The sequence below is a fragment of the Microtetraspora sp. NBRC 16547 genome, assembly GCF_030268965.1.
Lineage (GTDB): Bacteria > Actinomycetota > Actinomycetes > Streptosporangiales > Streptosporangiaceae > Microtetraspora.
Genome location: NZ_BSSE01000009.1, coordinates 1 through 20803, shown reverse-complemented (window position 1 = coordinate 20803; position 20803 = coordinate 1). Strand labels below are relative to the sequence as shown.

Annotated in this window: 20 protein-coding genes; 13 read left to right on the top strand and 7 right to left on the bottom strand. The window is 67.9% G+C overall.

Features of this window, described 5'->3' with window-relative positions; all coding sequences use genetic code 11:
• Window positions 1-24 precede the first annotated feature (24 nt).
• Window positions 25-303, bottom strand: coding sequence for a helix-turn-helix domain-containing protein (locus QSK17_RS14850; protein ID WP_285705295.1), 279 nt, complete (start codon window positions 301-303; stop codon window positions 25-27).
• 179 nt (window positions 304-482) lie between these two features.
• On the opposite strand from QSK17_RS14850, the gene QSK17_RS14845 reads away from it, so the two are divergent.
• From QSK17_RS14845 to QSK17_RS14800, 10 genes are all read left to right on the top strand, one after another.
• A complete protein-coding gene (locus QSK17_RS14845; RefSeq protein WP_285705294.1) occupies window positions 483-773 on the top strand; it encodes a hypothetical protein in 291 nt (96 codons plus the stop codon).
• Window positions 770-1381, top strand: a complete 612-nt coding sequence (locus QSK17_RS14840) for a DUF8175 domain-containg protein (protein ID WP_285705292.1) — start codon at window positions 770-772, stop codon at window positions 1379-1381. Before QSK17_RS14845 ends, QSK17_RS14840 begins: the two co-directional genes overlap by 4 nt.
• Before the next feature lie 6 nt (window positions 1382-1387).
• On the top strand, window positions 1388-2608 hold the full coding sequence (locus QSK17_RS14835; protein ID WP_285705290.1) for a hypothetical protein: 1221 nt from the start codon (window positions 1388-1390) through the stop codon (window positions 2606-2608).
• Entirely contained in the window at window positions 2605-4050 is a 1446-nt protein-coding gene (locus QSK17_RS14830) for an SCO6880 family protein (protein WP_285705289.1), read from the top strand. Before QSK17_RS14835 ends, QSK17_RS14830 begins: the two co-directional genes overlap by 4 nt.
• The gene (locus tag QSK17_RS14825) at window positions 4050-5426 is read left to right on the top strand and encodes a putative type IV secretion/conjugal transfer ATPase (protein WP_285705288.1); all 1377 of its coding nucleotides are present in this window, start codon (window positions 4050-4052) and stop codon (window positions 5424-5426) included. Before QSK17_RS14830 ends, QSK17_RS14825 begins: the two co-directional genes overlap by 1 nt.
• Before the next feature lie 140 nt (window positions 5427-5566).
• Window positions 5567-7156 (top strand): type IV secretory system conjugative DNA transfer family protein, encoded by a 1590-nt coding sequence (locus QSK17_RS14820; protein ID WP_285705287.1) that lies wholly within the window; start codon window positions 5567-5569, stop codon window positions 7154-7156.
• Window positions 7153-7530, top strand: a complete 378-nt coding sequence (locus QSK17_RS14815; protein WP_285705286.1) for a DUF4913 domain-containing protein — start codon at window positions 7153-7155, stop codon at window positions 7528-7530. Before QSK17_RS14820 ends, QSK17_RS14815 begins: the two co-directional genes overlap by 4 nt.
• Window positions 7531-7606: 76 nt before the next feature.
• Complete coding sequence (locus QSK17_RS14810; protein ID WP_285705285.1) at window positions 7607-8035, top strand: hypothetical protein; 429 nt, start codon at window positions 7607-7609, stop codon at window positions 8033-8035.
• A complete protein-coding gene (locus QSK17_RS14805; protein ID WP_285705284.1) occupies window positions 8032-9537 on the top strand; it encodes a hypothetical protein in 1506 nt (501 codons plus the stop codon). Before QSK17_RS14810 ends, QSK17_RS14805 begins: the two co-directional genes overlap by 4 nt.
• 1020 nt (window positions 9538-10557) lie before the next feature.
• Complete coding sequence (locus tag QSK17_RS14800) at window positions 10558-11439, top strand: hypothetical protein (RefSeq protein WP_285705283.1); 882 nt, start codon at window positions 10558-10560, stop codon at window positions 11437-11439.
• 58 nt (window positions 11440-11497) lie between these two features.
• Here the strand turns inward: QSK17_RS14800 and QSK17_RS14795 are convergent, their stop codons facing one another.
• From QSK17_RS14795 to QSK17_RS14780, 4 genes are all read right to left on the bottom strand, one after another.
• A complete protein-coding gene (locus tag QSK17_RS14795) occupies window positions 11498-12220 on the bottom strand; it encodes a hypothetical protein (protein WP_285705282.1) in 723 nt (240 codons plus the stop codon).
• A 39-nt stretch (window positions 12221-12259) separates the two neighbouring features.
• Window positions 12260-12505 (bottom strand): hypothetical protein, encoded by a 246-nt coding sequence (locus QSK17_RS14790; RefSeq protein WP_285705281.1) that lies wholly within the window; start codon window positions 12503-12505, stop codon window positions 12260-12262.
• Between the two features lie 110 nt (window positions 12506-12615).
• On the bottom strand, window positions 12616-12969 hold the full coding sequence (locus QSK17_RS14785; protein WP_285705280.1) for a hypothetical protein: 354 nt from the start codon (window positions 12967-12969) through the stop codon (window positions 12616-12618).
• A gap of 58 nt (window positions 12970-13027) precedes the next feature.
• Entirely contained in the window at window positions 13028-14278 is a 1251-nt protein-coding gene (locus QSK17_RS14780) for a helix-turn-helix domain-containing protein (protein ID WP_285705279.1), read from the bottom strand.
• Window positions 14279-14390: 112 nt separating this feature from the next.
• Here QSK17_RS14780 and QSK17_RS14775 point away from each other — a divergent pair, with 112 nt between their 5' ends.
• The 3 genes from QSK17_RS14775 (at window position 14391) to QSK17_RS14765 (ending at window position 19187) form a co-directional block, all read left to right on the top strand.
• Window positions 14391-14936 carry a flavoprotein gene (locus QSK17_RS14775; RefSeq protein ID WP_285705278.1) on the top strand — a complete coding sequence of 182 codons (546 nt, stop codon included), beginning with the start codon at window positions 14391-14393 and terminating at the stop codon, window positions 14934-14936.
• A gap of 227 nt (window positions 14937-15163) precedes the next feature.
• Window positions 15164-17395 (top strand): NsdA family TPR-like regulatory protein, encoded by a 2232-nt coding sequence (locus tag QSK17_RS14770; protein WP_285705277.1) that lies wholly within the window; start codon window positions 15164-15166, stop codon window positions 17393-17395.
• A gap of 571 nt (window positions 17396-17966) precedes the next feature.
• A complete protein-coding gene (locus QSK17_RS14765; protein ID WP_285705276.1) occupies window positions 17967-19187 on the top strand; it encodes an amidohydrolase family protein in 1221 nt (406 codons plus the stop codon).
• Between the two features lie 51 nt (window positions 19188-19238).
• Here the strand turns inward: QSK17_RS14765 and QSK17_RS14760 are convergent, their stop codons facing one another.
• Both QSK17_RS14760 and QSK17_RS14755 read right to left on the bottom strand, forming a co-directional pair.
• The gene (locus QSK17_RS14760; protein WP_285705275.1) at window positions 19239-20372 is read right to left on the bottom strand and encodes an IS630 family transposase; all 1134 of its coding nucleotides are present in this window, start codon (window positions 20370-20372) and stop codon (window positions 19239-19241) included.
• 108 nt (window positions 20373-20480) lie between these two features.
• A partial coding sequence (locus QSK17_RS14755; RefSeq protein WP_502889210.1) for a transposase occupies window positions 20481-20803 on the bottom strand: 323 nt, incomplete at its 5' end.

Below are 20803 nucleotides of genomic sequence, written 5' to 3'. Positions count from 1 at the left end.
CGCGATCAACGGGACCGCCCGGCATCACAGCTCCTCGGCGCGCTCCCGTGCCTGTCGAGCAGCCACTCGTCCGGCTCCCGTCCTGCCCTGCTGATCATCTTGCTCGCCCCCCGCAACTGCATGGGGCTGTCGCAGCACGTCGAGGACCGCACTCCAGGAGTACCGGTAGTCCTTCCCGGTCCGGAGCGCGGGGATCTGACCGGCGCTCGCCATCCGCCGGACCGTCTGAGCCGACAGGCCGAGCTTGGCGGCGAGTTCCTTGGTGGTCAGCACATCCGGGTCACGGCCGAGCGGCTCGGTCATGGTCACTCCTCCTGGTCGGCGGTTCCCCGACAAGTCTCCCCCAGCGAAGCTGCGACAGCACGCCATGTGAATATCTGACGCTCGATGAAGCTGTTTGACATTGCTTGCGCTCCACATCTTGCCCACGTAACGTGTCGATCACGCTACTCAACGTCAAAGATGTTCTCGGGGGGCGAGTGATGTTGATCCACACGGTGCTCGACATGGCGCAGGCCGTGCCCGTCCCGAATCCGGAGCCGATCGCGCCGCCCGGCCTGGAAAAGCCGATCAACACGATCCTCGGCTGGGGCAAGTGGGGCGTCATCGTCTCCGGCGTCGCGGGCCTGCTCATCTGCGGCGCGCAGATGGCCATCGGCCGCAAGAACCGCTCCTCCTTCGCGGCCGACGGAGCCTCCGGCATTCCCTGGGTGCTCGGCGGACTCAGCCTGGCCGCCACCGCGTCCGGCATCGTCGGAATGTTCCTCGGATGAGGGCCGCCATCCTGGCCGCGGCGGCCGTACTGCTCGCCGGGTGCTCCCAGGCCGTCTCGACTCCCGCGCCGAAAGCCCAGCTCACCTGGCAGGACTTCCACGGCGTACGGCTCCCGCTGTCCAGCGCGGATGGACCCCACACGCTGAAGAACGACCGAGCCGAGGGCTTCGCCCGCACCCGGCAGGGCGCACTGCTCGCCGCGCTGCACATCGCGGTACGTGCGAACGCCCAGTGGGGGCCGGACGTGTTCGAGCCCACCATCACCCGGCAGGTCACCGGGTCCGATGCCGCTCAACTCCTGGACAAGACACGCAAGCAGTACGAGGAAAGCCGCCAGGAGGCAGGGCTTCCGGAGCGGAGCACGCTCGGGCAGGCCTACGTGACCGAAGAGGCATACCGCTGGGAGAGCTACAGCCCGGACGCGGCAACGGTGGACATCGTCAGCGCCGGTCCGTCCGCCGCCGGGACGACCGTACGCGCCTCGACTCGCGTCCAGCTCGTCTGGCGTGACGGCGACTGGCGCGTGATCGCACCGCTCGGCGGTGACTGGGGCAACGCGGCGTCCGAGCTCAAGCAGCTCGACGGTTACACGATGTTCGGGGGGTGAGCGGTCGTGCCGTGCTCCTCCCTGATCTCTCCCGTCTGCGTCATCGGCGAACAGGTTGCGGGGCGCCTCGCCGCAGGAGCCGCCAACGGCGTGCTTGGTGAGATCGCCGAATCCATCCAGGACGCGGTCGCGTGGGTGGTCGGCAACACCGTCTCATGGTGGGTGAAGATCCCCTCACCCGATCTCGCCACCGAATCCGCCGTGGATCGCATCCGCCAGTGGACACTGCCGATCACCGCGGCGGTGGCCGTACTCGGCCTGATCAGCGCCGGCGCGAAGATGGCGCTGACCCGCAAGGCGAGCCCGCTCGTCGACGCCGGGTCCGGCCTGGTCGTCCTCACAGCGACATCGACCATCGGCGTGCTGACCGCCTCGATGCTCGTGAGCGCCGGCGACTCCTGGTCGAGTTGGGTTCTCGACTCCGCCGCCCAGGGCGACTTCGGCAAGCGCCTGACCGCCGTGCTCGGCATGAGCACAGCGGCTCCCGGGGTCGTGATCGTGCTCGGCATCATCGCGATCCTGGTCGCCGCGCTGCAGGCCGTACTCATGCTGTTCCGGGAAGCGGCGCTCATCATCCTCGCCGGACTGCTTCCGCTGGCGGCGGCGGGTTCGATGACCACGCTGACCAAGCCCTGGTTCCGCAAGGTCGCCGGCTGGATGCTGGCTCTCATCTTCTACAAGCCCGCCGCTGCCGCCGTGTACGCGACCACGTTCACGATGATCGGCGACGGCAAAGACCCTCGAACCGTGCTGATGGGATTCGCCATGGTCCTCATGTCGCTGATCGCACTGCCGGTACTGATGAAGTTCTTCACCTGGACGACCGGCTCCCTCGCGGCAGCAGGCAGCGGCGGAGGCATCCTCGGCGCGAGCGTCGCCGGAGCGGTGGCTGTCGGGGCGTTCCGCACGGCGGCCCCGGCGCAGGCGGCGGACGCGAACGCGCACGCGAGCTTCCTGGCGAGCCAGCTCGGCGGCGCGAAAGCAGCGAGCGGCGCCGCGCCCACACCTCCTCCAGGCGACTCCCGGAGTACGGCGACCAGCATTCCGGCGAGCCCGAGCGCGACGACCGGAACCACCGCGGCGACCAGCGCCAAGGCAGGCGGGAGCGCAGCGGCGGCGGGAAGCACGGCGGGACCTGCGGGAGCCGCCGCCGTCACCGTGGTGAACGGCCTGGCCACGGGCGCACGCAAGGCCGCGGAGACGATGGGAGAGGACCGGCGATCATGAGTGAGGTCCGCACGTACGGCGGCTGGCGCAGGCGGCGCAGCCTCGGCCTGCTCGGCCTGGGCACGACCGGCACCCTCATCCTGCTGGGAGCGGTCGCGACGCTGATCCTGGCCGTCTCGATCGATCCCCGGATAACCCTCTACGCCGGGCCGCCCGCGATCCTCGCCACAGCGCTCGTCCTGATTCGTGTCGGCGGCACGCCGGTCGGGCACCTCATCCTCCGCCAGATCCGCTGGTCGTCCGGCAAAGCGCGCGGCCACACGAAGTACCAGTCGGGCGTGATCGTCGCGCACCCGCGCGCGTTCCGGCTCCCAGGAGTGCTGGCCACCACGCAGCTCCTGTCAGCGGACGACGGGTTCGGCCAGCACTATGGCGTCGTCTGGGACCGCCGCACCGGCCTGTTCACCGCGACGCTGAAGGTCGCCCCGGCGTCCACCTGGCTGGCCGAACGGAGCGATGCGGACACCTGGGTCGCCAACTGGGGCGGCTGGCTCGCCTCGCTCGGCCACCTGCCCGCAGTCCGGTGGGTGACGGTCACCGTCGACACCGCGCCCGAGTCTGGGTCCACGCTGTCCGACACCATCGGCCGGGCCCTCTCCCCCGACGCTCCCGCCGCCGCGGTCCGTCTCATCGAGCAGCTCGTCGAGACCGCGCCGAGGACTGCCGCTGACGTGAACACCTACGTCAGCGTGACCTTCGACCCGACCCGCTCCCCCACGGCCGTGAACGACCTCCCGTCCGCGATCGGCGAGCTGAGCCGCGCCCTGGACGGCCTGGCCTCCGCGCTCGGCACCTGCGGCGTGACCGTCACCGGACGGGCGACCGCCGCCGAACTGGCCAGGGTCGTCCGTTGCGCGTTCGACCCGGCAGCTCGCGCCGACGCCGTACGGGCCGAGGATCTGACCTGGGCGGACGCGGGCCCGATCGGAGCCGAAGAGCACATGGACCACTACCGGCACGACAGCGGCGTCAGCGTGAGCTGGGCCTGGCACGAAGCGCCCCGGCAGAACGTCCCCGCCGACGTGCTCAGCCGCCTGGTCGCTCCCGGTCCGTTCCCCAAGCGGGTGAGCGTGCAATACCGGCCGCTGCCTGCGGCCGAGGCCACCCGCGTCCTGGAGGACGAGGTCAACGCCGCCGCGTTCCGCGAGCACTACCGCCGCAGGACCGGCCGGGACGAGACCGCCCGCGACGCCTTCGACCAGGCACGTGCCCGCCAGGCCGCCGCCGAGGAGGCCACCGGAGCCGGGGTCACACTGGTCACGCTCTACGTCACGACCACCGTCACCGATCTCAACGACCTGCCGCGCGCGGTCGCAGCGACCGAAGCCGCGGCCGAGGGATCGCGTATCCGCCTGCGTCGGCTGTGGGCCGGGCAGTCCGCCGGGTTCGCGACCACGTTGCCCTGCGGCGTCTGTCCCGCCGAGCTGGCGAGGAGGTCGTGATGTCGTCGCGTGGCTCGCGGGAGCCGTACGGCGGGCGGGCTGTGCATGTCGAAGCCGGAGCGGAGTTCCAGGCGACCACGACACAGGTCTGCGGGCTGTTCCCGTTCGTCGCCGGTTCGGGTTCGCCCGCCATCGGCACGCCGATCGGCCGCCACCAGCTCTTCGGTGAGGTTGTCTGCCTCGATCCGCTGGCCTGGCTGCGCGCGGGGCTCGTCACCAACCCGGGCGTCTTCGTACTCGGCCAGCCCGGCACCGGCAAATCCACGTTCGTCAAGCGGCTGATCATCGGCTCGATCGCTTTCGGCTCGACCGCGCTCATCCTCGGCGACACCAAGCCGGACTACACGATGCTCGTCGAGCACGTGGGCGGGCAGGTCATCCGGGTCGGGCGCGGGCTCGATCGGATCAACCCGCTGGACACCGGTCCGCTCAGCGCCGCCGTACGCAACCTGCGCGGAGCCGAGGCCGAACGGACCCGCTGGGAGGTCCGCGGCCGGCGGCTCTCCCTGCTCATGGCGCTCTGCACGCTGGTGCGGGAGGCCCCGGTCAGCAACGCCGAGGAGGTCATCCTCGGCCGCGCGATCGACCTGCTCGACGAGCGCCTGGCCGAGCCGACCATCCCGGACGTGCTCGCCGTACTGGAAGAAGGACCGGAGGCCCTCCGCTCGGCCGCACGCGCGGAGCATTCGGAGCGATATCGCGAACGCGTCAGTGACCTGGTCTTCACCCTGGAACTGCTGTGCACCGGCTCGCTCGCGGGCGTCTTTGACGGGCCCACCACGTGCCCGATCGACCTCGACGCGCCCGCCGTCTCCGTCGACATCTCCCGTGTCCGCGCGGCCGGCGACAAGCTGCTCACCGCCGCGATGCTGTGCACCTGGGCGTACGGCTTCGCAATGGTCGACGGCGCGGCTGGCGGTCCACGCCGTTCCTATCTCGGTGTGATGGACGAGCTGTGGCGGGCGCTGCGCGGAGCACCCGGCCTGGTCGAGTACGCCGACAGCCTGACCCGGCTCAACCGCGCCAAGGGCATGGCGTCCATCATGATCACTCATTCCCTGGCCGACCTCGACGCGCTCCGCACCGAGGAGGACCGGGCCAAGGCGCGTGGCTTCATCGATCGCAGCGCCATCACCGTTCTGGCCGGGCTGCCGCCGCGCGAACTGGCTCGGGTCAGCGAGATCACCCGGCTGACCCGGCCAGAACAGGAGCTGGTCGCCTCCTGGTCCGCGCCGGACTCGTGGCAGGCGGGAGCGCGGCATCCGGGACGCGGGAAATACCTCATCAAGACCGGTGACCGGCTCGGCATCCCGGTCGAACTCTCCCTCGTGGGCATCGAGCGCGAGCTCTACGACACCGACCAGGCGATCCGGTGACCCGCGCGATCGGGCCCCGAGCCGGCTTGCACGGAGCCACCGGTGGCTGGGCACTTCTGCTCACCTGCTGGGGCGTCATCGGTTTCTTCTGGCTGATCTGGGCGGCGGCTTGGATTGCAAGCCATCTGTTCAGGGGCCAAGTGAGCGAGTTCGGTTTCACGTTCGCCTCCGACATGGTGGCCGGCCGTACGGCCGCCGCATGGCCAGGAACCCCGACCGCCGCCGTCGTGGTCGTCTCCGTCCTGCTGGTCTCGCTGGCGGTGGCCGCGGTCGTGGGCGGCTGGTGGCTGATCGTCAGGCGGCTCCCCGATCCGGGCGATCCGGTTGCCGCGCTGGCCGACAATCCGGGGCTGGCGTCGTTGCGACCGGAGGCCGCAGCCCTGAAGGCGCGCGAGCTGCGCCGTACGTTGATGGGCACGCCGACTACGGGAGACATCGGTCTCGCGCTCGGCGACCTGATGCGCGGCGGACCCACGCTGTACGCCTCGTGGGAGGACACGATCGTCGCCTTCATGGCGCCGCGATCGGGGAAGACGACCTGCCTGAGCATCCCGTACGTGCTGTCGGCTCCTGGCCCGGTCATCGCGACGTCCAACAAGGCGGATCTGTGGGCGGCGACCGCTGTGCTGCGGGCCGAGCGCGGGACGACGTGGCTGTTCGATCCGCAGCGCATCACGTACCAGGATCAGGCCTGGTGGTGGGATCCGCTTCGCGACCTGCGCAACGTGGAGGACGCGCACCGGCTTGCCGGGCACTTCGTGCTGACCGTCGACGACGGCCAGAAGCGCGACCTGTGGGGACCAGCGGCTCAGGATCTGCTCTGCGCGCTGTTCCTCGCCGCCGCCACCTCGGGGCGTACTCTCCGCGATGTCGCCAGGTGGCTGGACGCGCCGGCCGTACCGACTCCGGTCGAGCTGCTGGAAGAGGCCGGGTTCGCGCTGCTCGCGTCGTCGCTGCGCGGCGCTCAGAACGGGGCGGTGGAGACGCGGGACGGCATCTACCAGACCGCGCGTACGGCGACCAAAACCCTGCGCGACGAGGCGATCATCTCGTGGGTGACGCCGTCGTCGCTCCCGGCGCTCGACCTCTCCGGCCTGGCCTGCGGGTGCGACACCTTGTATCTGCTGTCGAAGTCGCGGTCGGCGGCGGCTCCGCTGATCGCGGCGCTCACCGATGCCGCGATGCGGGCAGCCGAACGACGGGCCGAGCGGATGGGCGGGCGGCTCGACCCGCCGATGGTCGTCTCGCTGGACGAGGCGGCCAACATCTGCCGGATCGCCGACCTGCCCGAACTGTACAGCCACCTTGGCTCCCGGGGCATCGTCCCGGTGACGATCCTGCAGTCGTACGAGCAGGGCGTCACTGTCTGGGGCGACGCGGGTATGGCCGCCCTGTGGGGTGCCGCGACCCGCAAGGTCATCGGCGCCGGAGTGGACTCCCCTCGCCTCGCCCGCGACCTCGCCACCCTCGTCGGCCAGCACGACGTCCCGGTGCGTTCGGTGTCGTACGGCGACGGGCGCGCGTCGGAACAGGTCTCGCTGCGACGGCAGGACATCCTCGAACCGGCCGCGATCCGCGCCCTGCCACCAGGTACGGCGCTGCTGCTCGCCACGGGCGGCCGTCCGGCGCTGATCTCGCTGCTGCCCTGGTACCGAAGCCGCGACGCCGAGCGCATCCAGGCCTGCCGCGACTCCCTCGAACAGTTGATCACGGAAGGCGCGGGAGGATGAACGACCCGATGTACGGCTCGGTAGAGGAATGGGTCACCGAGCGGTTCGTACCGATGTACCGACGGACGCTCGGCGGCGAGTTCCGCTGGTGTGCCCAATGGTGGAAGCACGCCGAAGCGATTTCGCGCCTCACATCGCTCTGGCATGCCTGGGAGACGCTGCGGCTGGAGCCCGGCACCGGGATGGGCGTCTGGTATCGCGACCACCTCGACCACCAGCTCCCGATCCTGCTCGGCGCACGCGGCCCCTTCTATCAGTGCAGTGAGGACGAGCACCTCGAACCACACCTGGCCAAGGTTGAGCCCGCACCTCCCGGATGGTGGTCCGTCCCCGCAGAGGCGCCCATCGCCGACGGCTCGTCCACAGCCGGCTGAGCTTCCACAGAACTGCGTTCTGCGACTGGTGCCGAGCGCAAGCGCAGGCAGCATCGTCGGCAACGGAAGGAGAGACGTGCTCATTCACCACTACAACGACCTCAGCGCTATGCGCTACGCGGACCACTCATCTGTCACCGCCTCGGCAGCGGACACGTTCGCCATCATCGCCGCGACGCTGAAAGCGAAGGAGGAAAGCTGCCCGCCGGAGCTGCACGCCTGCTACGCCTACGCGGGGCAAGAAGCCATCGAGGGCCTCGCTGAACTCACCGCCCAGATCGATGAACGAGACGGCCTCAGCCTCGTCGCCACCTGGACCGACCAGTTGGAGCTGGACGACGACGATGGCCACCACGCCGACCTCGACGGGATCAGCAGGCTCGCCGCCCTGACGTGCGAGCTGCTGCTTGGGATGGTCAAGCGGTACCCCGAGCCGGCCGCGAAGCTCGCCCTGCTCAACGCCGCGGCGAACGCCGGCCGGATCCGGGACCTGACGGCGGCATGACCGTCACCTTCGGCGACCTCATCGACGGTGCCCAAGCCCACATGGAGATCGCCGATCTGCATGTGCGTCATGAGGTCGATGCCACCGTCTCCGCAGGGGTCTTCAACGCCGCCCGATCGCTCACCGCGATGCTCGCGCGCTGCGCCCGCGACTTCGCCCGGTCCGATGAGATCGCGCGTCCGATCCGCGAAGCCTCTCACCTGCTCGCCCGCTGGGAGCCGAACCACGCGGCCTCCTCGCATCCGATCCCGACGCACCTGTCGGCCGCTGCTACCGCCTGGGGAGCCGCCGGAGACGTGCTTGCCACACATTTCAGCGCGGACGGGACCGGTACCCGCTCCGACTGGACCACCGTCATCACCAGTCAGCAGGTCCGAGACCGGCTCGTGCGCGACGTGGCCGGTCATGCGCTGGCGCTGTCGGCCATCCTGGACCGTACGGCTCTCGCCCACGCCGCCGACGTCCGCTTCGCATCAGGGCTGCTCCGCTCACCCGTTCTCATCGCGGCATCCACGCTGGACGGCTCAGCGGCTCTGCGGGAGGTTCCGCTCAATCGCCCGGCCATCGTCCAGCCAGTCCCGCACCAGCCGGAGACGCCCGACGAACTACGCGCGGGCATCACCGCCGACACCGATGCGCTGCGCACCCTTTGTCACCTCGACACCGGCAGCGAGCCTAGCCCGAGGGAGTGGCAACGTACGGCTCTCGCCGCCTCGGTCAGCACTCACATCGGGACGAGGCTTCTCACCGAGCTCACTCGCCGCGCCTACGAGCTGAACCCGGATCGTAAGCACGGCCTAGGGAAGGCACTGCAGCGCGCCACCAACGGCATCGACGGCATGCACGCGATGTGGAAGGGCGTACGGCAAGCCTGGGAGGGACACCTTCCCTCCAAGACCGCCAACGGGTCAACGCGCCAGCAGCACCTGGACCAGGTAGTCGTACGCCTCGGGAGGCTGCTCTACGCCGATCCGCTGTGGACTCCCGCTCGACGCAACGCTATGTCAATGAAGACGCCCGAAGTGATCGCACCAACCACGAGGGACATGGTGCCGGCCCTCCGATCCGTACTGCGCGTCTTCGACGCGCTCACCGTCATCGCCGAACAAGACCGGCACGGCGTGACCCGCGCCATGCGAACCGAGAGGCTGCCCGAAGATCTGGTGCAAGCCTATGGATGGCTGACCTCATCACGGGTCCGCGCCTCCTGGGCTCTCGGCGAGGCACTCTTCCACGCCGCCGACCCCGGCCAGCGGCCTGAACTATGGCAAGAGGTCGATCTGCTGGAGATGCGCCGGGACCCGGCCACCTACTCCCGGCAGACGCTGCGGGAACGCGAAGGCACCCGGCAATGGCTGGAGTGGCTGAGCACCCGCGACGCCGTAGCCGAATCCCATCTCAACCTCTCCATCTCCCCGGCCATGGCCCCCGCCACCACCTCGGCCAGATCATCGTCCATCGGACGAGACACGAGCCGTACCCCGCACAATCGGCCAGGTTGACGCGGGGTGAGATCAGCTCGCCATGGAACCAGACGCCGCCTTGGCGCCGACGCTGTTCACCGCGCAAGGCGGGTGATCGGAATGGCGAGAGCCGGCCTTCGGGCTGGAGTCTTCAATGTGGACAGTCTCGGAGCGATGTAGATGGATCCCCGGCTTCGATGTCGCGGAGCTGCGCAGCGATTGCCTGGGTTGTCGGTGACGCGCCGGCTTGCGGGTGGTGAATCCACCAGCCCGGCCCCCATCTGAGCACCTTCCCGTACAGGGTGAGGATGAGACCGCTCTCGAAGTCATCGGCGGGGATCCTGACGTCGCGCACGAGAGGATCCTCGTCGGCCGAGTACTCGTAACGCCCATCTCCAGGCACGTACGCGGCCTGGCTCTCGGCGAAACAGTCGAAGAACACCCACCCACCCGAGCCCGCCGACGCGTAGCACAGCACCGCTTGCCGATGACCAGACTCGGCCTGCCGTAGGCCGCCTCCACCTCGCCGCGCCGCACGTCCCGTCCATCGAACCGGTCTCGCACCTGGCTGATCAGCTTGCCCCGCTCCGGCGCTTCAAGTGTCCGGTCGACGGTGAGGTAGCCGAGCCGATGAAACTGCTCGGCGAAGACGGACGCGACCTCGTCCACGCAATTGTGCTCCGTTCCGAAGCGAGCGTCGAAGGGCCCCTGCACGCCTACCTGGCCGTACCTGCGCAGTTCTTCCCTGACGTCCTCGTACTTCTGATCACGTTCGTCAAGGAAACAGAGATTCCCCAGGAGCGTCCGGGCGACGGTCTCCATTTCACGGCCGCGAGCGGCCCACATGCCCGGCCTCGTCATGACGATCTGCAGCTCATCCAGCCACCGCCGCCGCCGATCGTCCACCGTACGCACCCGCCCATACTAACGATCAAGGACGCTCGGACGCGTTCCTCGGGGAGGCAGGAAACCCGGTTGTGCGATGCACGTACGCGGCGGTTCCATATGGTGATCAATCACGTGAGGACCGGGTTCGCAGGAGGAAGAACACGTTGTCACATGAGTAGACGGCTTCGCCCCTCATCCGCGCGTGACGTCGGCGACCGCCTCAAACTGCACCTACAAGTGCTGGGCGTCGACGGCCGCGACTACCACGTCATCACGCCACGCCCCGGCGTGACGGCCAGGTTCTCCACCAACCGCTTCCATGAAACCTGGCACATTCTGTCCGACCCGCACGGCGCTCTGCTGCTCAGCCGCCTGTTGTGGGGACTCTCCTACCAGCGCCGTCCCGGCACGGTCGTCGTCATCGACCGGCCGCACCTGGACACCAACCCATTCGACGCGGAACCGGCCGACCCGATCGCGCTCGTACCCGCCCATCTGACCGTCCTGACCGCGCAAGCCGCCCGACAGCTTCGCCACCGGCTCAACCAGCCCGGCACAACCCCCGCCCGCACAGTCCGCTGGCACACCTGGGGCCTCGACGACCAGCTCACACGCATCCGAAACGCACACGACGACGGCTCGTGGCAACGGCGACGGCGGGAACTGTGGCCGGACCCCGACCCGTACGGCACCCGGATCGACCGGATCGGCGGCCTGCTCACTTTCCGCGCTGCACCGGTCCTCCTCAGACATTGGGCCCTGGAAGTGGCGCGGCTCGGCGAGGACGACTATCACGGCATGGCCTACACCGAGATCCACGGCGCGACATACGAGCCGTGCCGCGCCGACGGCGAGGTGCAGACCTTCCGCGACTACCACCAGCGGGTCGCCATCGCCCAGATCTCCCGCCAGGAGATCCTCGACGGCCCAGCCGATTCCCTGGCACCCGGCGAGGCCAACCCCCTCATCTGGCGCCACAACAGCACAGTCCGCGCCCGCCGCCACAAGACCAGTCAAAGCGCCCGACCTGATGCGAGAGTCCCAACGAATTGACGACGTGAGCGAAGCAACACACCGGTTCACGGCCCCAGGCGCGGCCACATAGCGCCTCTCAGGTGACCCGGCAGGCGTAGACCTTGGCGAGCCATTCTTGGCGGAAGTCAGCCAGTTCGGCGCGGAAGGTCTCCATCGAGGCGCCATACGGGATACAGGCTACGCCGGAGTGGCCGTGGACGAGCCGTCCGCCGAGTGCGGCGTGGGCCTTGATGGATTCGATGCGGTGGTACTCGTGGAACCAGGTGCCGACCCTGTCCAGCGTGTCGGCCTCTTCCTCGGACAGGTCGAAGACGACGCTGGTTGCGGCGGGGAAGAACCCGCACGGGCCGACGTTGGAGATGTGCCCGTCAAGTTCGACCTTGTTCAGGGCCATGAAGGTCGCGGCCTCGCGCAGCATCCGCAAGTGTTCGGCGGTGACCTGGGGCAGGCCAAGGGCGGGCAGGTGCTCGTCTCGGAAGAGGTTGCCGTAGACGTCCCAGGCGGTGGACAGCACCAGCCCGGCGTCGGACGTCGAGAAGCCGTACTCCTTCACGACATCCAAGGCGAGCTGCTCAACCGCCGCCTGCGAGGTCTCCTCGGCGAGCAGGAGTTCGTCGGTGACGATCCGCCAGTCGCACAGCAACCAGGTTGGACTCTCGAACCGGAAGAAGTACCTCTCCGGCTCGACGGTGATGGTGGTGCCGTGCACGCCGATGCCGGGGATACGGTTCCAGCGCGGGTCGAACGCGACCGGCAGTTGCACGCCGAACCCGCTGCGCGGCTCGCTGATGGGCGTCATCAATCTACGCTCCTTCAATTGAGAGTGAATGGAGGAGAGCTATCGGGCCTGGCCCAGCAGCAGGTCCAGCCACAGCCGCCGGGCTTTCGCGGCGATGAGCCAGGGGCTCTCGTGAACGACCGGACCATCAGGCCCACGGACGGTGCGACGGATGAACGTCAGGCCGCCTGCCTGGCACAGCTCGTAGATCGTCGCCTTGCACTCGCAGGTGTGCTCGCGGACGCGGAGACGAGTGCAGCGCTGGGTCGGCTGGAACCAGTAGATCTCGTCACGTTCCCTCTGCAAGGGAGCGACATGGACACCGTGAAATGGCGGTGGAAGATCCGTCTCGCCCGGTGCGACGCGTACGCCGTCACGGATGCGGACCGGCTTCGGTGTCTCCGTCCCGTGAAGAATCATGGCGACTCACCGGCGGCACAACCGCCTATCCGCACCGGGCAGGGCACCTCGCCCATCCCTCGGCCCACCTCAGCGAGGACGTTCTCGACAAGGTCGGCGGCGCCGGACACGGCCGTGACCGAGGCAATCCGGTTGGGCCAGGGAAACCAGTAGCTCAGCTCCCCGGCCTCGTCCGGAGCGACCAGCACGTTCTCCGTGAGGACGGGGGCCTCGGGATTGATGATGAGAAGGTGCGGCGGACGCCCCTCAGGAGTGCGCACCTGTACGGCGAACCGCCGGGCCTCCAGCTCCGACGCGAGGGTCTTCAGGGCTCGATCTATGACTCTCGGATCGGGAAGATCTCGGTTCATGCGGTGACCGTAGGTCCACCCGCGGATCACGAACCCAAGCAGCGGTTGGGGGTGGCGGCTACGCGATCACGCGAGCTCGTACGGCCAGATCCAGCAGCGTGGGGGAAGGACGACGGCTCGCCTCGATCATCTCAATGACCGTCTGCTTGGCTGGCAGGCTGAACATGAGCGTTTCCGCCGAATGCGTCTCGGACAGCCGAAGCGATGCCAGGGCTCCGTCGGAGTCCCTGTGCCGCAGCTGGCCGCGAGCCAGGTCGAGCAGGTGCTGCGCCCGCCGGTTGGAGGACGGAATCGTGGAGACCTCTATGGCCTTGGCACGGTCGACCGCCGCGCCCGAACGCCCTGTCTCCACCTCGATGGCGACGGCGTAGATGCCCACGTTGGCCTGGCCGAACATCGTCAACGGGTTGTGATGAGCCGCCCCCAGCGCGATTGCCGCATCCCTCGCCCGATCCCAATGCCGCCACGCATCCGCGGGTCGCCGGCTCTTCGCATAGGCGATCGCCGTGAACAGGTGTAGAGAGCCCCATACCGACAAGGCGGCCTTCGATGAGGAAAGTTCTGGTTCCAGATGGTGCACGGCGCATTCCGCTACATCTCGTGCTTCCTCAATCTCGCTACGGCCCAGGGCCGCCATGGTAGACGTCCACGCGGAGAGCGCCATCAGCAGGCGATCGTCCGTCTCCTCGGCCGCCAGCAACGCCCGATCCGCCGCTCGTGCCGCCAACTCCGGCTCACCCACGCAGTAGAGAAAGCGCTGGGCCAGCTGAAACGTCTCGGCCAGAATGGCCCACGTCTTCCGGCGTTCCTTGGGCTCCGCTGTTCGGTGCAGGGCCAGCGCGTCGGTGAGCAGCCCGGGTGCCACCCCGCCCAGTGCCGTGTACGGCCGCGCGGACATGTGCCACATCGACCAGGCCATGGTAAGGCGACGCCGCATGCTCTCGATCTTCGCGGGCACCTCACTGATCGTCTCAATCGGATAGATAGGCATGGAGATCACCTTGCGAATGGCGGGAACGGCCTCGTGCCGGAGCCGGCTGCCGTCGCTGACCACGCACGTCATCCCCTGGAGGCGTTCTTCGACGATGAGCCCGAGGTCCCGTACGCCGAGTACGCCCGCCAGGCTGACCAAGGTGGAGAGCTTGTCCAGCCGTTGCTCGCCTCGCTCCACCTGCCGGAGCCACTCTTCGGTTCGCCCGCACAGTTCGGCACAGGCTCGGAGCCCGAGCCCCTTGCGCAGCCGCAGCGCGCGAACGCGCTGTCCGACGCTCCGATCCAGCCCGCGGTCTTCGCTCGGTTCAGCCGCCATGGCACGACCTCACACCTGGGACGTAGTGTTCGCCGAAGAACACGTCAGATTCACCCGGTAGTCAACGGATCGTAGCTCTCGGTGAGCGCCGGCGGACGGAGATTGGCGAGACATGGCCCAAGGCAAGCCCGTGCTGTACGTGATCGCATGTGGAGGACGTCCCGCAGGGGACCTGCCCACCCTCGTGGAGCATGCCCAGGCAGATCAATGGACGGTCTGCGTGGTCACGACGCCTTCGGGCACGAAGTTCATCGACGCCGATCGTCTCCAAGAGACCACCGGCTTCCCGGTACGCAGCGGCTACAAGCGCCCGGAGGAGCCCGACGTTTTGCCACCACCCGACGCCATCGCCGTCGTCCCGGCGACCTTCAACACCATCAACAAGTGGGCCCAAGGCATCAGCGACACCCTGGCACTCGGGCTATTGAATGAGGCCATCGGACTCGGACTGCCGATCGTGGCCGTGCCGTGGCCCAACCAAGCGCTCGCACGCCACCCCGCCTTCTCCACGAGCGTCGCCGTACTGCGTGGCTGCGGCGTGTCGATCATCCTCGACCCCGATCGGCTTCCCGCGCCCAACTCCGGCGCTCCCGGCGCGGCCTCATTCCCCTGGAACGAGCTGCACAAGGAACTCCACAACATTCGCCTCGACCTATAGCCCCGATCATCCGCCTCAAAGGCGATTAAGCCGGGATCCTGAATCCTGTCCGAGCCGCTTTCGGGTGTCCTAATTCACGATCTCGTTGACCTCGGACGATGAGCCGATCTTTGATAGTCATCGGTGTCTTCCGCCGCCAGGAAAGAGCGGCGGCGGCTCGCATGCGCCACCACATTCTCGGCGTACGGGGCGAGAGTGAGATGGTCGTGCTCACAGGAAGAGGTCGGATGGCCCTCGAACCCCGATTCCGTCGGGTCGCGGCGCTGCATCGCCGTTTCGTCAACCGCGAGGACCAACGGGCGATCTTCGATGAAGAACTCGGCAAGATCGGCCACGGCCCGCGGGTCCTGAACGTCACCGGTGTGGGCGGGATCGGAAAGTCGCGCCTGCTGCGGGAGTTCGAGCAGCGCGCGCAGGACACCTGCATGGTGGCCACACTGGATCTCCAGGTCCCGGCACACCGCCAGCAGGAGGACGCTCTGGCCGTGCTGCGGATGCAACTCGGCCGCCAGGGCGTACGGTTCGACCGGTACGACATCGCGTACGCGGTGCTATGGCAGCGGCTGCACCCGCACCTCGGGCTGACCAGGCGAGAGCTTCCCTTCGTCGAGTCCAGCGAGGTCCTCACGGAGGTGCTCGACACCGCCGCCGGCGTACCGGTGTTCGCCACCGCGGTCGGCCTGGTCAAACTGCTGGACCGGGGAGCCGACGCGCGCAAGCGGCGGCGTCACCTGCGTACCGACGAGACGCTGGGCCAGCTCGACCAGCTTCCCGGCGCGGATCTGGTCGACGCGGTCACCTACCTGTTCGCCGAGGATCTCCGTGTCGGCCGCAAGGGTAGGCCGTACCTCGTCGTGATCGATGCCTACGACGCGCTCGGCCAGGCGGCCTCCGATGTGTGGCTGCGGGATCTGGTGGCCCAGCTCGATCGCGGCCTCGTTGTCGTGGCCAGCCGGGAACCGCTGCTCTGGCAGCAGTACGCCTCCGACTGGGGAGACATCATCCGTGAGCTTCCTTTGGAAGGGCTTCCGATGGAAGCCCGGATGGAACTGCTGACTGACGGCGGCGTCACCGATCCCCACATGCGAGAGGTCATCGCACAGGCAAGCATCGGCGTGCCGTTCTATCTGCATCTCGCGGTCGACAGCGAGAGCAAAAGGCAGGTGGTCTCTCAGGACGAGATCATGCAGCGCTTCCTGCAACACGTCGATCCGGACGAGCGCCGCTACCTGGAGCTGCTGGGCATCGCGCGCACCTTCGACTTCGAGCTGTTCAACCGGCTGGCCCAGGCTTTCCATCTTCCCGCCGGCCAGATCGCCTGGGAGAGGCTGACGTCGTACTCCTTCGTCTATCCGGCGCCGGAGGACCGCTACCAGTTGCACCAGCTCATGGCCAGTGTTCTGCGGGTACGGCTGTCGCCGACGGTCACCCGGGAGACCCACCGGGTCCTGCATGACCTGTGGAGCGAGCGCGCTCATGGCAGCGATGCGCCAACGGCGCTGCGGGAAGCGGCCTACCACGGCCTCGGTGCTGGGGTCCTGTCCAGCGACCGGCTACTCGACTACGCCGACCAGATCGCCGCCCTGGGTGGCTCGCAAGGAGTATCTGGCCTGGTCAGCGATCTCAAGGAGTTTCTCGATCAAGGCGAACCCGACGACGTTCTGGATCAGACCGCGCGGTGCCTGACCGCCAATCGTCAGGAACAGCAGGTCGGGGGCTTGGTCTTGATCAGGACGGCTCTCCTCCAGCTCTCGCGCGTACGTGCACTGCTCGACAACGCCGAGTTCTCCGAGTCGATCAGCTGCCAGTTGTTGTCTGTGGCGGGAGAGCTGTGCGTGTGCGCCGGGTGGCTGGCCTACGACTCCGACGATCAGCAACTCGCCCGCCGGCTGTACGGCGAAGCCCACCTCTACGCCACCCACTCCGACGACCCGGTCCTCCAGGTTCACGTGGCGTCAAACTCGGCGCTGCAGGCCGTACGGCTGGCTCGCGAGGAACCCGGCCGGGCACGGGAGGCCCTGCGGTTCGTCGCCGCGGCCGAGGCGTCTGCCTGGCGGTGTGCGACCCCACGCGTGCACGCCCTGCTCGCGCTCCGGGAGGCGTACGCGCACTCCATGCTCAAGGACGAGCTCGCCTACCGCTCGGCCATCACCAAGGCATGGCGCGAGCTGGACCGCGGCCCGCACGAGGACGACCCGCCATGGGTCCGCTTCGTGGACGCCGCAGAGCTGACCGGCAACGAGGGGATGGCCGCCATCAACCTGGGCCAAGCGCGACGAGCCGTGCAGCGCTTCGCCGAGGTGGTCGTCGAACCTCGGCTCGGTCAGCACAACCGCACCTACTATCGGGCCGGCTGGCCATGGCGCACCTGGCCAGCGGCGACGAGGCCGCCGCGTTCGCTGAGGCGACGAAGTCACTGTCCGCGGGCATCCGCTCGCGTCGCATCCTTCGTGAGCTGACACCGCTGCGCGGCCTCGCGGAGCGATCACGTGACCAGCAGGCCGAGCGGATCCGGGCCTCGTTCGACACGGTGGGCGCGGCGTAACTTCGTCTCATGCCGCTCACCTTCACGCGTCTCGACGATCTTGGAGTTGCTCGCGAGTCTCTTCCCCCACCCGTTCGGCCTGCAGATCGACCACGTGGGCCGATCGGGCAGGTCGATACGGATCCGCGCCAGAATCCGCTCATCGCAAGCAGCATGCGCGCGGCGCGGGATGATCTCCCTACGCGTGCACGACAGCTACGAGAGGTGAGTGTGCGATACCGCGATCAGCGGCTGGGAGACCGTGCTTCACCTGCGGGTGCGGCGGTTTCGGTGCGGCAACGACGCCTGGGGCACGAAGACCTTCGCCGAGCAGGTGCCCGGGCTGACCGTCCAGCACAGCCGCTTTCTCCGTGGACGCAACTGCTGCGGAACAACCAGCCTTAGATAACTATATTCTTGTTCTAGAAACTCGGCTAGCATTGAGGCGAGTTGCCCGAGCTGGCGCGCTCGTGCAGCGGTGACCTCTGATCACGCCGGGAGAGCACATGGACTATCAACTGTTCGATGCGGACAACCACTACTACGAGGTCGAAGACGCGTTCACGCGTTACGGGGATGACGAGGTCAAGCGCTTCGTGCGATGGGTCTCCGAGGGAAAGCGGCGGCACATCCTGTTCGGCAACGCCATGCAGACACTCGTGCCGAACCCGACGTTCAACCCCATCACGAAGCCGGGCGCCTTCCACGCTCGGCTGAAGGAACTCGAGTCGGGTGGGGGTGCGCGCGGCTCCGCCGCGGTCGGGATGAACGACAAGTCGCGGTACGGCGTCCTCGAACAGTTGCCGCCCCACTACCAGGAGCGTGACGCTCGCCTGAAGGTGATGGACGAGCAGGGGTTGGCCGGCGCGTTCCTCTTCCCCACCCTCGGCGTGGGAGTCGAGGGCCTCAACGCCGACAACATCCGCATGACATACAAGGCCTTCCGGGCCTTCAACCAGTGGGTCGAGGAGGACTGGGGCTTCGCCTATCAGAATCGGCTCTACTCGGCTCCGGCGATCCCGGTCCTGGACCCGGTCGAGGCGACGAAGGAGCTCGAGCTCGTCCTGAGCCGTGGGGCTCGCATCGTCGTGCTGCGCCCCGGCCCCGCCAACGGCCGCTCGCCCGCAGACCCGGTCTGGGACCCGTTCTGGTCGCTGCTGAACGACTCCGGCGCCCCGGTCGCCTATCACACCTACGGTGGCGGCGACGCGTACGACGCCGCATTCAAGATGCTCTGGCAGCGTTACGGCCAGGGCGATCCCGCGTATGAGAACAACCTGCGCTACTCCCTGTTCGCGGGTGACCGACCCATGATCGACACCGCGATGGCGCTCGTGCTCGGGAATGTCTTCGGGCGGTTCCCCCGCCTGCGCATCGTATCCATCGAGCTGGGCGCTGCGTGGGTGCCGTACGTCCTCCACTCTCTCGACCACGCGGGTGGGATCGTCGATCGGCACATCCAGGCCTTCGGCGCGGTCGTCGAAGAGCTTCCGTCCGAGGTGTTCAAGCGGCACTTCTGGGTGGCACCGTTCCCGGAGGAGGACGTCGCCGGGCTGGCCAAGTTGATCGGCGTGGACCGAGTCCTGTTCGGATCGGACTTCCCGCACGCCGAGGGTACCGAGCAGCCGGCGGACTTCGCCCGATACCTCGACAAGCTCGACCCCAGTGACGCCAAGAAGATCCTGCGCGACAACGCCATGGCGTTGCTGCAGCCTCCGACGTTCTGACACGTGGATCTCGGGCCCGCCCGTATCCCACGGCCGGGCCCTAGTGCCGCGTCAGGCCACGTTTGCCCTCTTGACGATGCGTCGTAGGCGGGGGTTATCGGTGTTGCGGTTTCGCCAGGCGATGTAGCGGCGGATCATGCTGGCCTGCTCCCGGTGGTCGGCGTGGTCGGTGCCGTTGAGGGTGAACTCGCGCAGCGCGGTGAACTGGGCCTCGATCCGGTTGAGGTAGGAGGAGTTGGTGGGCGTATAGGCGATCTCGACGTTGTTCGCCTCCGCCCACTGACCGACTCGCTTGTCCTTCTTCGTGGTCAGGTGCGGGCTGAAGTTGTCGCAGACGATGGCGATGCGGACCTCGAGCGGGTAGAGGCTGCGCAGGTAGCGGCAGAACTCAAGGAACTCTCCGCGCCGCTTGCGCTTCTTCACGTGCCCGTACATTCGGTCTTTTCCCAGGTCTAGGGCGGCGAACATGTGCCGCACACCCTGGGTGCGGGTGTAGGTGGCGCGCATCCGCGGCCGGGGTTCCCGGTTGGGGTCCTTGCCCTTACCGCCGACGTCGGTCCACTGCCTACCGGGCCGGGGTTGCAAGTTGAGCGGCCCGAACTCGTCCATGCAGAAGATCACAGCGGGTTCGCCGGGGTCGGGGACGACCTCGCCGTCGGCGATCGCATACAGGTGCTCGATGCGGGCCTTCTTGGCCGCGTAGTCCGGATCGCGGGAGCCCTTCCAGGTCTTCACGGCTTGAAAGGAGACTCCTTCCGCACGTAGAAGCTCGCGCAGGCCCTCATGGCTGATGTCCTCGACCACCCCCTCGGCGACCAGGAAGTCGGCCAGCTTGGTCAGACTCCACCGGGAGAACGGAAGCCCGTGCTCGGCAGGCTTGGACTTGGCGATCTTCTTTATTTCACGGCGTTGCGGAAGCGTGAACACCGGAGCGCGACCGCCCTTGTACTTGGGGTACAGGGAGTCGAACCCATCGGCGTTGAAGTTGTGGATCACATCCCGCACCCGGTCTTCGCTGGTGAAGGCCACCTTGGCGATCTGACCGGTGCTCATGCCCTGGGCCGACAGCAGCACCATCTGCGCCCGTCGCCAGGTCACCACTGATCCCGTGCCGCGCCGTACGATGCGCAGCAACCGGTTTCCTTCATCGTCATCGATCTCGCGTACGCGAACCCGCTCGGCCACGAGCAGAGTGTGAGGCGATCACGCCGATCGCGGTGGGACCTTGATCGGCGTGTCGTCACGAAACGGGGCAAACCCAAGCTGATGCGGCACTAGGTCGTGTTTTGTAGATCACGAGACGGGATTGCGGAGCCAGATCCGTACCGAGGCGACATCTATGGTGCCGAGATACATGAAGTCGCGCTTGTCGTAGCGGGTCGCGACGGCACGGCACTGTTTCAGCAGGTTGAAGCAGCGTTCCCCCGTGTTCCGATCTCTGTATCGGACAGAGTCGAACCCCGGGGGACGACCGCCCTTGGAGCCCAGTTTCCGCCGGTTGGCCTGCTGGTCGCTTTTTTCGGGAATTACCGCCTTGATCTTACGTTTCCGCAGGTAGGCGCGGTTCTTCTTGGAAGAGTAGGCCTTGTCGCACATCACGACGGCCGGCCGGGTCC

Bases quoted from the DNA above. Each gene is read 5' to 3' on its own strand.
- QSK17_RS14850 (WP_285705295.1), bottom strand. From the start codon at position 303: ATGACCGAGCCGCTCGGCCGTGACCCGGATGTGCTGACCACCAAGGAA.
- QSK17_RS14845 (WP_285705294.1), top strand. From the start codon at position 483: ATGTTGATCCACACGGTGCTCGACATGGCGCAGGCCGTGCCCGTCCCG.
- QSK17_RS14840 (WP_285705292.1), top strand. From the start codon at position 770: ATGAGGGCCGCCATCCTGGCCGCGGCGGCCGTACTGCTCGCCGGGTGC.
- QSK17_RS14830 (WP_285705289.1), top strand. From the start codon at position 2,605: ATGAGTGAGGTCCGCACGTACGGCGGCTGGCGCAGGCGGCGCAGCCTC.
- QSK17_RS14825 (WP_285705288.1), top strand. From the start codon at position 4,050: ATGTCGTCGCGTGGCTCGCGGGAGCCGTACGGCGGGCGGGCTGTGCAT.
- QSK17_RS14815 (WP_285705286.1), top strand. From the start codon at position 7,153: ATGAACGACCCGATGTACGGCTCGGTAGAGGAATGGGTCACCGAGCGG.
- QSK17_RS14805 (WP_285705284.1), top strand. From the start codon at position 8,032: ATGACCGTCACCTTCGGCGACCTCATCGACGGTGCCCAAGCCCACATG.
- QSK17_RS14800 (WP_285705283.1), top strand. From the start codon at position 10,558: ATGAGTAGACGGCTTCGCCCCTCATCCGCGCGTGACGTCGGCGACCGC.
- QSK17_RS14795 (WP_285705282.1), bottom strand. From the start codon at position 12,220: ATGACGCCCATCAGCGAGCCGCGCAGCGGGTTCGGCGTGCAACTGCCG.
- QSK17_RS14785 (WP_285705280.1), bottom strand. From the start codon at position 12,969: ATGAACCGAGATCTTCCCGATCCGAGAGTCATAGATCGAGCCCTGAAG.
- QSK17_RS14780 (WP_285705279.1), bottom strand. From the start codon at position 14,278: ATGGCGGCTGAACCGAGCGAAGACCGCGGGCTGGATCGGAGCGTCGGA.
- QSK17_RS14775 (WP_285705278.1), top strand. From the start codon at position 14,391: ATGGCCCAAGGCAAGCCCGTGCTGTACGTGATCGCATGTGGAGGACGT.
- QSK17_RS14770 (WP_285705277.1), top strand. From the start codon at position 15,164: ATGGCCCTCGAACCCCGATTCCGTCGGGTCGCGGCGCTGCATCGCCGT.
- QSK17_RS14765 (WP_285705276.1), top strand. From the start codon at position 17,967: ATGGACTATCAACTGTTCGATGCGGACAACCACTACTACGAGGTCGAA.